At 64.6% G+C, this 13830-nt stretch carries 8 protein-coding genes and 1 tRNA gene; 1 reads left to right on the top strand and 8 read right to left on the bottom strand.

Annotated elements, in window-relative coordinates; translation table 11 throughout:
- Positions 1 to 7: 7 nt before the first annotated feature.
- The gene (locus ACQS5P_RS15325) at positions 8 to 1258 is read right to left on the bottom strand and encodes a lipid-A-disaccharide synthase (protein ID WP_428937488.1); all 1251 of its coding nucleotides are present in this window, start codon (positions 1256 to 1258) and stop codon (positions 8 to 10) included.
- 63 nt (positions 1259 to 1321) lie between these two features.
- A complete protein-coding gene (rlmN, locus tag ACQS5P_RS15320; protein WP_428937487.1) occupies positions 1322 to 2392 on the bottom strand; it encodes a 23S rRNA (adenine(2503)-C(2))-methyltransferase RlmN in 1071 nt (356 codons plus the stop codon).
- A 159-nt stretch (positions 2393 to 2551) separates the two neighbouring features.
- Here rlmN and mqnE point away from each other — a divergent pair, with 159 nt between their 5' ends.
- Positions 2552 to 3718 carry an aminofutalosine synthase MqnE gene (mqnE, locus tag ACQS5P_RS15315; protein ID WP_428937486.1) on the top strand — a complete coding sequence of 389 codons (1167 nt, stop codon included), beginning with the start codon at positions 2552 to 2554 and terminating at the stop codon, positions 3716 to 3718.
- 31 nt (positions 3719 to 3749) lie between these two features.
- Here mqnE and ACQS5P_RS15310 read toward each other — a convergent pair whose 3' ends face one another.
- From ACQS5P_RS15310 to ACQS5P_RS15285, 6 genes are all read right to left on the bottom strand, one after another.
- On the bottom strand, positions 3750 to 6374 hold the full coding sequence (locus ACQS5P_RS15310; RefSeq protein ID WP_428937485.1) for a pre-peptidase C-terminal domain-containing protein: 2625 nt from the start codon (positions 6372 to 6374) through the stop codon (positions 3750 to 3752).
- Positions 6375 to 6645: 271 nt separating this feature from the next.
- Positions 6646 to 6716: transfer RNA gene (locus tag ACQS5P_RS15305), tRNA-Gln, on the bottom strand.
- 58 nt (positions 6717 to 6774) lie between these two features.
- On the bottom strand, positions 6775 to 8730 hold the full coding sequence (locus ACQS5P_RS15300; protein WP_428937484.1) for a hypothetical protein: 1956 nt from the start codon (positions 8728 to 8730) through the stop codon (positions 6775 to 6777).
- Between the two features lie 26 nt (positions 8731 to 8756).
- Complete coding sequence (locus ACQS5P_RS15295; RefSeq protein WP_428937483.1) at positions 8757 to 9839, bottom strand: LacI family DNA-binding transcriptional regulator; 1083 nt, start codon at positions 9837 to 9839, stop codon at positions 8757 to 8759.
- Between the two features lie 181 nt (positions 9840 to 10020).
- A complete protein-coding gene (locus ACQS5P_RS15290; RefSeq protein WP_428937482.1) occupies positions 10021 to 12543 on the bottom strand; it encodes an autotransporter-associated beta strand repeat-containing protein in 2523 nt (840 codons plus the stop codon).
- Positions 12544 to 12621: 78 nt separating this feature from the next.
- Positions 12622 to 13710, bottom strand: coding sequence for a glycoside hydrolase family 43 protein (locus ACQS5P_RS15285; protein ID WP_428937481.1), 1089 nt, complete (start codon positions 13708 to 13710; stop codon positions 12622 to 12624).
- Between the last annotated feature and the right edge of the window lie 120 nt (positions 13711 to 13830).

Raw genomic sequence — 13830 nt, 5'->3', positions numbered from 1 at the left:
TCGCAACTCAGGCCCTCTCCCGGTACCCCGGGAGAGGCTGAGGCTGAGGGTTCTGTTTCGAAGCTCCGATCTCCGCAAACGGTGATGCAGAACCCTCGCGCAGCCCATGCGCCCCGGCCATCATCTCCATCGCCATCCGCGCCACGTTCATCGACGCGCCGGGCTTATCCAGCGATTGCACCAGGTGCCGCAGGCGGGCACGCTGCTGCTCGAGTTTCTTCGGCTCGCGCAGCATCGCCAGTGCGCACTCGGCCACCGGCTGATTCGATCCATACCATGGCACGAACTCGGGCACGATGTGATCGTGGAAATCGCTGAGCAGATTGACCAGCGCATAGGTGCGCGTGCGCACCAGCCATCTGCCCAGCAGATGCCACAGGATCCGGCTGCCGCGATAGACCACGATCATCGGCACGCCGTGGCCGGCCACGTGCAGCGTCGCCGTGCCCGAAACGGTGATGCACAGGTCGCACCGCGGGACCAGCTCGTCGAAACGATCCAGCCCGGTCTGCGTTGCATCGCGCAGCGCCGCATCGGCTCCGCGCAGCACCTGGCGTACGACCGGGTCGGTCGCCGGGGTGGTCGGAACCACAAATCGTGCCCGGGGAAATTGCCCGAAGATTCGTGCGGCCACGTCAAGCTGATGCGGAAAATTCGCCTGCGCTTCGGATCTGCGCGAGCCCGGGAGCAAGCCGATGACCGGCGGGCGGTGGGGAAATCCCGGCGTGGCGGCGGCATCGGCGCGGGCGTCGGGCAAGTGGTCAAACAACGGATGTCCCACGAACGTCGCGTTCACGCCATGCCGGCGAAAGTATTCCTCTTCGAACGGCAGGATGCAGGCCAGGCGATCCACCCATCGCCTGACTTTCCTGATGCGCCACTCCTGCCACGCCCAAAGCTGGGGCGCGACATACTGAAGCACGGGGATTCGGCGCTGATGAGCCACCCGCGCGAAGTGGAAGTTCATCGAAGGCGAATCGACGCCGATGAGCAGGTCGGGCCGATTGCCGCTGTCAAAGTATCGCCGCGTCCAGCGCAGCAGTCGGTACATCTCGACGGCTCGCAGCGCCGCCCGCAGACCCATCGCCGCGCCGCAGACGGTCTCATGGTGGATGCGCGCCCCCGCGGCGGCCATCTCCGGCCCGCCGTGGCCTTCGATGATCATCTCCGGGTCGAGCTGTCGCAGGCAGCGCACGAGCTGCGCCGCGTGCTTGTCGCCGCTGACTTCCGCCACCGTGATGAACACCCGACGCGGCATGAGTCCCTTGTCGTGATTCAACCCGCCCGGCCAGACCTGTCAAGCGAATACGACGCGAATGCATCACGCACGCAGGCCATCCTGCCAGGACTGAACCCCAGGCCGCAACTGTCCGCAGGCGGCGGTGATGTCGTCGCCGCGGGTCTGACGGATGTGTACCACCACGCCTCGTTCACGCAGCATCTGCGCGAATCGCCCGATTCGCTCCTCGCCCGGCCGCTGATAAGCCATTCCGCTGATCCCCGGACCAATCGGGTTGTAAGGGATCAGGTTCACGTGAGCGCGGAAGCCCTGCATCAGCTCGGCCAGGAGTCGCGCCTGCTCGTCGGAGTCGTTCACGCCCGCGAGCATGCAGTACTCGATGTTGACCGGTCTTCCACTGATTGTCTGATACCGCCGGGCAGCCGCCATGATCTGATCGACCGGCCAGCGGCGGTTGCTGGGAATGAGCCGCGATCGCGTCGCATCATCCGGCGCGTGCAGTGACAACGCCAGGTGCACGCCGAGGTTCGCCTCGGCCAATCGATCGATCCCCGGCACGATCCCGACGGTCGAGACGGTGATCGCGCGGTTTCCCAGCGAGCCCAGGCCCGGCTCGGCCAGGAGCCTGATCGCAAGGATCACATGGTCGAGGTTGTGCATCGGTTCGCCCATGCCCATGAAGACCAGCGAGGCAATGCGTCGTCGCTGCTGTCTGGCCTGGGCGCGCAGGTGCATGAACTGCTCGACGATTTCGCCGACGCCGAGGTTGCGCTCCAACCCTCCGCGGGTCGAGGCGCAGAAGTCGCACCCCATGGCGCAGCCGATCTGGCAGGAGATACACGCCGCCGCCCGGTCCGGACGATGCGACGGCATCAGCACGCACTCGACCGCCCCGCCAGCGGCGAAGCCAACCAGCAGCTTCAGCGTGCCGTCGGCACTGCAATGTCGTGCCAGCACTTGCGAGTGCCGCGGCGCAAACCTGTCGGCCAGAAACGCCCGCGCCCGGCGCGAAATCGCCACCGTCTGGATATCCAGTTGCCCATCGTGCTGCCAGTACGCGCGCAGCACCCGACCCGCCGCCCGCGGGTTGTATCCCTGCCCCCGCAGCGTCTCGGCCAGCATCTGGATGCTCTGATCGCTCAATGCCACCATCGCTGATCGATCATTGGACGCGCAACCTGCCTGAGCTGCAAGGGCAGACTTGTTCGCGGCGCTGGCCCAGAGCGCCTGACCGGACACCGATTCAATGGACTTTCAAAAGTTCCGCACAGCAATCGCATCCAGCAATGACAGTCTCTATACTTGCCGCACATGGTCGAGATGTTCGGCATATCCGATCCGGCCCTGCGGCCCATCGCGGAAAAGGTGCTGGCAGGCGAAGACCTCTCGCAGGCCGATGGCCAGGCTCTGTACGACAGCCGCGATGTCCACGCGATCGGTCGCCTGGCCAACTACGTGCGACAGAAGCTGCACGGCGACAAGACCTACTTCAACCGCAACCGCCATATCAACTACACCAACGTCTGCGCCTTAAGCTGCAAGTTCTGCTCGTTCTACCGGAAGCGCGGCGAGGAAGGCGCCTACGAGATGCCTGTGGAACAGGTGGTAGCCACCGCGCGGCAGGCCGCCGATTCAGGCGCCACCGAAGTCCACATCGTCGGCGGACTGCATCCGTGGCTGAAGTTCGATTACTACCTCCAGATGCTTCGAGGCATTCGCCGCGAATGCCCCAACCTGCACATCAAGGCATTCACCGCCATCGAGATCGTCCACTTCTCGCGGATCGCCAGAATGAGCATCCGCCAGGTCCTGCTGGCTTTGCGCGACGCAGGGCTGGGATCATTGCCCGGCGGCGGCGCGGAAATCTTCGATGACCGCGTTCACGACGAAGTCTTCAAGGGCAAGGTCCGGGCCGACAAGTGGTTCGAAGTGCATCGCACCGCCCACGAGCTTGGAATCTACTCCAATGCGACGATGCTCTACGGTCACGTCGAAACGCCAGCCGAGCGCGTCGCGCATCTGATCAAGCTGCGCGAGCTGCAAAACGAATCGGTCCGAAGGATGAACGAAGGTTCTGCGTGCTTCAACTGCGTCATCCCCCTGAGCTTCATCCCCGAGAACAGCGAACTTGGCCATCTGCCCGGGCCTACCGGACTGACAGACCTGAAGACGCTGGCGATCGCGCGCCTGATGGTGCAGAACATCCCTCACATCAAGGCGTTCTGGATCATGCAGGGCGTGCATCTGGCGCAGCTCGCGCTGGACTGGGGCTGCGATGACCTGGATGGAACCGTGGTCTGGTACGACATCACCAAACGCGCCGGCGAACACCCCGGCAGCACCCATCAGGAAATGCACGTCGAGGATCTCAAGCGCCTGATCCGCCAGGCCCGGCGAATCCCCGTTGAACGCGATACGCTGTATCGTCCGATCCGCCTGCAGGACGAGGTCCGGCCGACGGTCCTGTCGCACGCGTAGTGCTTTGAGCCTGTGATCGCGTCTGCAATGCCTACAGCATCCCGACGACCGATTCGATCGCGCGCGTCAGCTTCCGGCTGCCGCGCACGGCGACTGGCCCACGTCCGTCAGAGGTCATGACCTGCGGCGGCGGGGCGGGAAGCGTTGCCTGCCAGTTGCCCGTGAGGATGTCCATATCGCCCTGGTTCGTATTGCCGTCGAAGTTGAAGTCCCCCTGACTCCAGCGTCGCCCGGCGAGCTGCCAGTTGGACGCCAGTTTGTTCAGGTCGCGGGAATCGACGCGCTGATCCAGCGTCGCATCGCCCGCCAGCGTATAGCGAACCAGCACCGCCGGGTCGATGAGTGTCTGGCCGGAGAAAACCGCAGGGTAGCCGCCGAACAGATCGTCGGACTCGGCGAATCCCAATGCCCGCCCCGCTCCTCCGGCGGCAACAGAAGAGCTGATCCCGTCGCCGTTCCAGGCGCCCGATGCCCAGCCGCTGATCAGCGCCGACTGGATCGCCGCGATCGGCGAGGCGCCGGCGTAGTCCACGATCAGCGCGTTGTCCATCAGGTCCAGCCGCGCCGTCCCCGACAGCACCAGCGAGTTGACCGTCAGGACGCGCGAGCCGTTGGCCGCCATCGTCACCGCCGCTCCCGTCTCGATCGTCAGCACGTCCAGCCGCTGGCTGGCGTTGATCGTGGCGGCGGCACCGTTGCGCACCGTTACGTCCAGCAGGTTCAAATCGGCATTGAGGCTCAGCTTGCCCACCTGCACATCGATCCCTTCAACCTGCGAAAACGTCGTCGATGATGTGGGCGCGGCGCGCGACACGCTCGTGGCGGTCACGTTGTAGGTGTCCAGCACCGTCGTGCCCCTGATGCGGATCGTGTCCGTGCCCGTCCCGCCGTCATAAACGTAACCGCCCGACGGCGTGATCGTGCCACCGGTGTAGTCCAGCTCCAGTACGTCGTTGCCCCCACCCGCATTGATGAACACCTGCGTGAAATTGGCGGTGTTGAACGTATACGTCGGCGTCGAGCCGAAGTTGTTGATGTACACGTTGGCCAGGTTCGAGGCTCGCACGATGCGGATCGTGTCCCCCAGCGACGAGCCGTTGATCGCGTTCATCGTCCATGACTCGCTCAGCGGCGAGTTGAGGAATCGCCCGTCGGCGGTCTGGATCGACGTACCGACGCTCAGCGAGAAGATCCCCACCCGGTTGGTGATTGTTGTCAGGTTGCCCAGCGTCCACGTGATGTTGTCGGAGGTCGTGAGGGTCGCGCCGCTGAGCGACGCTGCTTCGCCCTCGCGGATCAGCGTCAGATCCGCGATCGTGAACGTGGACGGATTGATCGGCTCGGAAAAGCTGATCTGAATGGAGGTGACAGGCGTGTCTCGCGGATCCGGGGAAACCGGCGTGATCGTGCCGGTGAGCGGAACAATCGCCCCGCCGATCGCGTTGGTCAGTGTATAGGTTTGCGCGTTGTTCGAAGCCCCGGGCGCCGGGCTGACCTTGACATAGTACGTTCCTGGCGCAAGCCCCGTGGCGCTGATCGTCTCGCCACCGCCCAATCCTGTCTCGTTCTTGTTGGCGATCACTGTCGTGCCATCGCCTCCCAGCAGTGTAAGCTGCATGTCCATCTGCGCACTGGCCACAAACGTTGTGACCGTGCCGCCACGCGGCCCCTGGGTGTACGTCGGCCCGGTGGGTGTGAGCGTAATGTTCACATCCTGCGTCGAGGAAAGCGTAAAGCGGTAAAAGTCGACGTCGCTGGTGGTCGAGATCGCCACGTTGTCGATCGTGTCGCTGCTGCCCAGCGGGCCGCGATCGGTCGCCGTGCCCGCCGTGTTGTTCCCCGCACCCTTTTCAAACCGGTCGCCGTAATTCCGCATCACCGCCAGGCGATCATCGAACTGGGGCCCGTCGAAGGACGTGCTGGCGAAGGCCTCCATCAACTTGGTAGCGTTGATCGGATCCACGTGATTGAATCCCAGCCCGTGGCCGTGCTCGTGCGCCACCACATTCCGCAGTGCCCGTGAGTTGTTGGCGGTGCTGTACATGAATCCGCCGACCACCAGATCGTTCGAGTCCAGCGTCATGTCCCCGTGATCGGGGAAATAGTTGTAGGCCAGCACGTTGAACGCGCCGTCGATCGGATGAGCGCCGATGCGGATGTCGCCGCGAACGCCAAGCACCCCGCTGGCGCCGAACGCGGCCCCGTCGTCGTTGGGTTCGTAGACATACGTCACCCCGCTGACGGCGCTCCAGGAGTCAAAGACGGACGTGAACAGAGGCAGCCAGTTCGCCTGGCTGCCATAGCGGGCATTCAGCAGCGACACCAGATTGGACGGCTCGCCCGGTTCTCCCACGCCGCTGCCCATGGGCGTGCCATCGGGCATGATGCTCCAGGTCAGCGTGATCCCCCGCCCCGTCGAACCGGTCCCGCCGCTGGCCGTGCTGCTCCATCGCCCGCCGACCTGGTATTCCACTCCCGGCTGCTGGTTCCAGATCTCGTCGTTGTACGGAACGGAGATGTGCTCATCGCCGCCGTCCCCGGCCAGATCCCGCGCATGCACCACTGACGTAACCAGCGCCAGCAGTTGCCGCGGCTCAAGCGCTTCGCTTACGACCGCCCGCCGCCGCCACGGTGCCGCGGTCTTCGGTTGACGCAACCTGCCAGCATCCCGCGCGCGCAGCATCCGACCCAGTGACTCACGACTTGATTGGAATGACAAGTGCAACTCCCGATCCAGTGCGGCAGGCATTCCACCCGCCTCCCGATGGGCAGCGAGGCGTCGCATCCCCGCTGACAGCCGGGCTGTGATGATATCACAGAACCCCGAAATCCTCACTACTATTCGCGCAAATCCTGCCGCCAGCGGGCGCACACCGGCCACCCCGAACGTCGCGGCCGACCAGTCTCTTTCTGCCAAGGTGGGAAAGCTGGGGTACTAGGATTCGAACCTAGACAAACAGATCCAGAGTCTGCTGTGCTACCGTTACACCATACCCCAAAAGTGTCCGATCATGCACTCGCATAATCGTAACGGCAAGATGGTCAAAATCAAGCCATCACGGCCATGGCGCTGCGGAGGCGGGCCGATCCTCGGCGACTGGGCTACGGGCTGCCTGAATCATGCGGATCCGGGCGGTGACGGTGTTCGCTCGCACGCCAGCGATCGCTTCCCTGACGTACCCGCTGTGAGTGGCCACTCTCGGCCCCTGGAGTGTCAGCGGGGAAACAACCGCATCGGGATCAAGTTCCACCGCGGTAACTGATCCTCGATGCGATATCGACACCCCGGCGCGCGACAGCTTCACGTCCAGATCCGCCGCGCCGTCGGAAACCAGCACCGGCAGATGAAACCCAAAGCCGCCCGCCTCGCCGCTTACGCTGGAGGTCTGCTCAACAGCCTCGGCCGTGAGCACGTAACGCTCCGTTACCACCCGATCGCCCTGGCCCTGGTCGCTGAGCGCATAATCCAGCTCGAATTCCACGCGATCACGTCCGGCGGAGCGAATGTTCAACTGAACCGATTGCACCGCGCGCTTGGCGGGTTCTGAGGGAAAGTGTGCCAGACTCAGCCATTGCGCCTGCGAATCAGCCGGCTTCCACATGATTCCGGGGCTGATGGCAGCCTTGGCGGATGAGTCCGGGCCATAGGCCCGCTCGCCGGCGGCGGTGTCGGACAGTGCGGCGAAGGGCACGCCGGCGCAGTGGACACGCTGAAGGCCGGTGGCGTTGTAGCGAGGATCGGCGGCGGTGTCGATCAGGACGTAGTAACCTCCCGCGGCGGCGGCGATCTTGTGGAAGGTCTGGCGGGCGTCAAAGACATAGCCACCCACTTCCGCGGCAGAAGGGCGCTCGGCGATCGAGTCGTCGGCGCGGCTGTAGGCGATCGCCAGCATCGCCATCGGAAGCAGGTTGTATTGTGAGTGATTGGAATACCGCTCAAAACCCAGTCGCTCCTGCGGCTGGGCGCGATTCTTGACGATCCACAGTTCGCCACTGGGACGCTGCCATCGCGCCGCCGACTCAAACGCCAGATGGGCGGCCCGCTTGAAAGCGCCCGCAATGTCGGGGCGATCCTGCCGCTTCCAGTACGCGGCGTTGATCTCGCAGATGGCAGTGATCTGCAAATCGTTCCAGTTGTGCAGGGCAGATCGTCCGCCACTGGCCCATTCCCCCGTTGGCGACAGCAGCAGCAACGTCGAGAGCCCGCCGCTGCGCAGGAACTGCCCGATCGTCTGTGCATGGGCACCGTCGTAGGCGTCGTCGGCGTATACGTCCTCCAGCCACAGCCTCGCGAACGCATCGTACGCCATCGGCGCGCCTGGATCGGCAAACAGCCCCAGCGGCGTCATCGCGTGCAGATGCCCCGCAAGGCAGGTCTCCAGATACTGCATCTGGTCCGCCAGGCGCTCGTCGGCGACCAGTCCATCTTTTCGGCGAAGCAACTCGCCACTGGAGCTGACGATATTCCAGTTCATTCCGCGCAGGTCCGCGCGGTAGATCGTGCGGGGATCGATCCGCCTGAACTGCGCCGCCCATGCCTGCGCCTGATCCGCCGGCACCAGCGGCTTGAGAAAGCGATACGCGTGGACCAGAAGCGGGATGTAAAAGTCGGAGTGTCCGTCGGCGGCGCGCTTCTCGACCAGCGCCGTCAGAGCGCAGCTCATGGCGCGGCGGGCCGGGTCGAGCAGGTCTTCTCGCCCGGCCTGCTTGACCAGCAGCCCCGCCGCCGCTGCGAACGCCGGCGTCGAGTATTGCCGCTCCCCCTTGCTGATCGGATCGATGATCGCACCGGCAGGATTCTGGTATTGCTTGAAAAAGTCGATGTTGGCGGCAATGAGCTTGAGGTAATCGTCGCGGCTGATGCCGGTGGGCCGGAAATCCTGCGGCACGGGAGTCGCGAAGATGCGCTTGAGTTCGGCGGCGGCGGGGTGCGTGTCAATCGGATCGGCCATCAGGGGCGTCGCCCGACCGACCAGCATCCAGCCCGCCAGAACGCCTGTCATCAGGATCATCAGTTTCATCATGCAACCGGGTGCCGTCACTGGGCGGCGGCGTGGTGGCGCCGATCGACCTGCTCCGCCGGAGCGATTTTCGGGGCGACCTGTATCTGCACAATCGGGTCGTTGGGCCGCTGCAGGCGCTGCACGAGCTGCCGCACCGCCAGGCGGCCGATCTGTTCGCCGCCGATGTCGATACTGGTCGGGCGAGGATTGAGCATCTCCAGCCGCTCCTGCTCGTTGTCGCAGGAGATGATTTTGATGTCGATCTGCGGCCGAATGCCCCGCAGCAACAACAGCGGATACACCCGGGTGGTCAGGTAGTCTGTGGGGAGAAACAGCCCGTCGGGCCGGGGCTTCATCGATGCAAGCTGATCCACCAGCGCTTCCAGCGAGTCGGCATGATGCACGTCGGGCCCATACGGCGCCAGACGGCGCGGATCAGCACCCAGGACGAAGCTGGTGACGCGATGCCCGGCGTCCCAGGCGGCATTGGCGAATGACTGCCCGCGCAGGCGTATGAGCGGCCAGGTTGGCTCGTCGGTCAGGTACGCGACGTTGCGGCAGCCCTGCTCGGCGAGGTACTTGTGGGCCAGGCTGCCGATGCCGATGTTGTCGGCGGTGACGTGGTCGATCTGCGGCACCCCCCCTTCGCCGCCCATGACCCACACCGTCGGCCCATGTTCGCGGAAGCGGGCGATGTGCGCTTCGGGCACGCCGGAGTGAACGAACACGATCGCCCCGTCCACCTCGCGCCGACGCAACGCCGGACTGATCACCGAAGAATCGGGCATCTCCTCCAGCAGCAGCCGAAGGTCCAGTTCGCTGGCCGCACGAGTGATGCCGGAGACGACCGTCGCCATGACCGGCAATCCCAGCCACGTGCGCTGAATGCCGCCCACGGTGATCACCGAGATCTGCCCAGTGCGCATCCACGGAGGCACCACCCGACGGGGGCCGCCCTTGGGACCGCGCTTGATTCGCGGCGGCTTGTAGCCGATCTCCCTCATGGCGGCGCGGACCTGCTCGGCGGTCTCCGCGCGCACGTTGTCAAGATCGTTCAGGACACGTGAGACGGTGGCGACCGATACGCCGGCACGTTTGGCCACGGCAACAATCGACATAGAGCCAGCCATTTCCCCGGACCGATGCGGGCTGCGTCAACTTCCAGAACCGGGCACCATCAGCCCCGGCCTGTCTTGGCTTCCGACACAGTTATGTTACTCGCATCGGGTAAATTTTCAATGAAAATAATTGTAAGTTTTAGCTTCCTCCATGATTTCCAACACCATTGCCGACAAGCGGCTATGACAGGTCCATTCCATGGACGCGTCTGCAAGTCTGCCCGGCGCGGAGGCGCAACCGCCTGTGCAACCACGTCGCGCCCAGCACCAGCACACCCGCCGTCGCAGGCTCCGGAACCACGCCCGCCTGCACCGCCCGCAACGCTGCCACATACTCCCCGCCAAACTGCTGCGAGTGCTGTGCGATCAGCGCCTCGGCCAGAGGACCGGCCTGGTTGACGTACGCATTGTCAATCAACGCATAGTCCGTCGCGTCGATCACGCCGCTGTAGTCAAAGTCGCCGTTGATCCAGCCGCTCAACGTGTTGACGTACCCGTTGTCGATCAGCGAGTAGTCGGTGGCATCGATCGAGCCACTGAGGTCGGCGTCGCCGAAGTACGTGAACTTCACCAGCACCTCGGCGGTGCTCAGCCCGCTCTCGCCGGCAAAGTCGGTGTAGATCGGCCCGCTGCCGCCGACCTGGGCCAGATCGTTCTTGATCACGCCCAGCCCGTACAGGAAGCTGCCGGCGGCGGTGTTTCGAGCGGCGGCCTCGGATGAGCCGATGCCCGGCCCGCCCCAGTCGAAGTTCCCGCCGTTTTCCAGAGCCGACTTGATCCGGCTGGTGATCGTGCCCAGGTTGCCGTTGTTGACGACCAGGGCGTTGTTGTTCAGGTCCAGCCGCCCGGCGGTGCCGACGTTCAGCGCTGGCACGCGCGTCGTGCCGCTGGGGCTGTTGGCCGTGCCCTTGACGCTCACCTGCGCCACGCCGCCGTTGACCGTCAGCGTGCCGTTGGAGAACTTGTTGGCCACCAGCACGCCGTCGTTGACCGTCGTCCCGCCGGTGTAGGTGTTGGCTCCGGTCAGAACCCACTTGCCAGCACCTTCCTTGACGATCCCCACGGTCGCATTGCCGTCCTGAATCGGCCCGCTGACCACGCCATTGCCGCTTCCACCGAGCCGAACCACTCGAAGCCCCGAAGCCACCGAGCTGAGCGCGCCGGTAAGGCTTAAGGTTCCCGCCGCCGAATCGATCCAGTACACGCTTCCGCCGGACTGAAGGTTGATCGCGCCAGCCAGGGTGTTGTAGCCGCTGACGTTTCGGATGCCGGGGCTGTCGTTGTTGCGGCCGTTGAAATTGATGGTGTTGGGAACCGTGCAGTTGTCGGACAGCTCCAGCCGTGCGGTGGTAGCGTTGCCGCCGGCGCCGATGACCACCGCGCCTGCGCCGAAGGGGTTGGAGGCGGCGGCCCGCACGACCGCCGGACCCTGCGGGCCGCCGTCGATCGTCGTGTTTCCCAGGTAGGCATTGTCGGCGTGGGCGAAGACGACAACGCCCGGCCCGTCCACGACAATGCCGCCGATGCCGAAGATTCTCCCGCTCAGGTTCAACGGCTGGCTGGAGGCGTTGTTGATGTTCAGCGTGCTGAAAAGCTCCAGTTCCGCGGCGACGTGGTGGTCGATGCTGCTGGTGGCGGCGACGTTGATGGCGGCATTGCCCGAAGCGTTGTTCGCGCCGGCCAGAATCAGCCGGTCATCGGGCCAGCCCAGCCGGTAGCGGGTAGATCCATCCAGGTTGATCGTGGTGAGGGTGCGGATGCCAGACCAGTCCAGTCGCTGCTCGGCGACGCCGGCGAGCGTATTGAAATTCGCGCTGACGCCGCCCAGATTCGGCACGCCGTTGCTCCAGTTCCCGGCCGCGTCCCACTGCACGTACTGCTCGGCTCCGCTGTAGATCCAATCGGTGCTGCGCGTGCCGGCCTGCTTCCAGACCCGAACCCAATCGACTTTCATCTGGTCGGTGTGTCCGACGGGCCACTGGGTAAGGCTGGGCGTGCCCGGCCAGCCACCCGCCCCGTAGCTGAGCAGCAGGTACATGTACACCATCTGCGAAATGGCTGCGTCGTCGCCGAACTGACTGACAAGCTGTCCGTCGAAGTAGAATCCGACCCAGTCGTTTTCGCGCCATTCCATCCCGAAGGTGTGATAGTTTCCTCGCAGGTCGCTGCTGCGGGTGATGACGCCCGCGCCTGCGGAGTTGCCGCCGCTGCTGTTGCGGTAATGCCAGGCGGTGTTGTACTGATTGGCCTGAAGCCCGCTGACGCCGTCGGTGCTCAGGGGATACTCCATGATGTCGGCTTCGGGTGGCCAGCCGGTGTACAGCCCCCAGAACGCCGGCCAGGACCCGGGGGTGTTTGGCAGCAGTATGCGAGCCTCGACGTATCCTCCGCTGAAGGTGAAACGGTTGTAGCCCGTGGTGACGTATGTGTCGGTAAAGCCGCTGGAGGTTCGTCTGGTCAGCAGGGTCAGCGCGCCGTCGCCGAAGACCACGTTGGCCGGATCCGTCTGCGCCGGATTCCACGGCTTGCCGTAGCTCCACTTCATGGTGTCCAGGCTGTTGAGCGTGAACTCATCGCCCCAGAGGTACTGCCAGGTTCCGGCGGGCAGGGCAGCGGCCGGGGACGCGCTCAACCCAGCCAGCAGAAGCGCCGCTAACGCCGCGATTCCCGCCCGACCCGATGCCTGATCATGCGACTGGCGCATACAGCCGACTAACCTCCGGGCCGCGCATCTTGCCTGACCCGTGCATCAGTTCAGAAAGACAAGGACCTGGCGGGCCGTTCAGTTCGCGAACGCCTCGCTTACTTCCAGCAGACTGTTCGGGTTCCACTGCTCGCGGAATCGCAGGATCGGGCTGTCCCCATCCCATTCGATCGGCGCCCAAACGTAGGTGCTGTAGGCGATGCCCTGCTCGGGCGTCCAGCGGTCGGCCATGAACAGCACGCGATTCCCGTTGCTGCCCGGGATCGACAGGGCAAACGTGCCCTGCGATCGGAAGGAAGTTTGGCGATCCTGCTCGGATCCCTGCCAGGGGTTGCCCAGCGAACGCCACGGTCCCCAGATCGAATCCGCCACCGCCGCATCGGATGGATTCGGTTTCCATCCCGTGCATCCGCTGGTGATCATGTAATACTTGCCCTGGCGCTTGAACACGACCGGCGCCTCGCGCGCCCTGCCGGGAAACACGCGAACGAACCGGCCGGTGTAGCCCAGGTAGTCCTCGGTCAATTCGGCGACGTGCAGCGTGGCGTTCATCTCGCTGGAGTAGATCAGGTAGGCGGTGCCGTCGTCGTCCCGGAAGGCCGTCATATCGCGCGACTCCTGACCGGTCCTGTAGCCGTCGATCAGACGCTTGTATTTCCGGTCGGTAGGATCGAAGGTGCTGAGCGACAGGCCCGGGGGGATATCAAAGGCGTCGTGCCCCGCCGGCTGTGTCGCCGCCCCCGCGTCGCTCGGCCGGTAATTCATCGGCCAGTGGCCCGGAACGGGCCGGCTGCTGCGCACCAGCCGGTAAGGGCCCTCGATATCATCCGCCACTGCCACTCCCGCCTGCGCTGCGCCGTATCCCCGGCCCTTCAGCTCATGATGAAACCACAACACGAACTTTCCCGTGCGCGGATTGTGCAGGATTTTGGGCCGTTCGATGATGCATCCGACTTCCAGCGGATCGCCGGGCGTCTGGCTCATCGGAAGGATCAGGCCACGATTCTCCCAGTGCGTGAGATCCCTGGAACGATAGATCCTCACGCCCTGGCGGTCCCACTTGTGCGCCGTGCCCCACGACTCGCCGTACCAGTAGAAGTAGCCCTCATGGAACAGGATGCCCCCACCATGCGCCTGGATCGGCTTGCCCTCTGTGTCCAACCACATCATCTGGCCAGCTCTGACATGTGCCCCCAGCCCATGGATGAACAACGCAAGCAGCACAACGACAACGGTTCGGCCGGATGAGTGATCATGTCCCATGCCCACTGTTCCCCGTTCGCCAGG

The sequence above is a fragment of the Fontivita pretiosa genome (genome assembly GCF_050410795.1).
Lineage (GTDB): Bacteria > Planctomycetota > Phycisphaerae > Tepidisphaerales > Tepidisphaeraceae > Fontivita > Fontivita pretiosa.
This window is presented reverse-complemented; position numbering and strand designations above follow the sequence as displayed.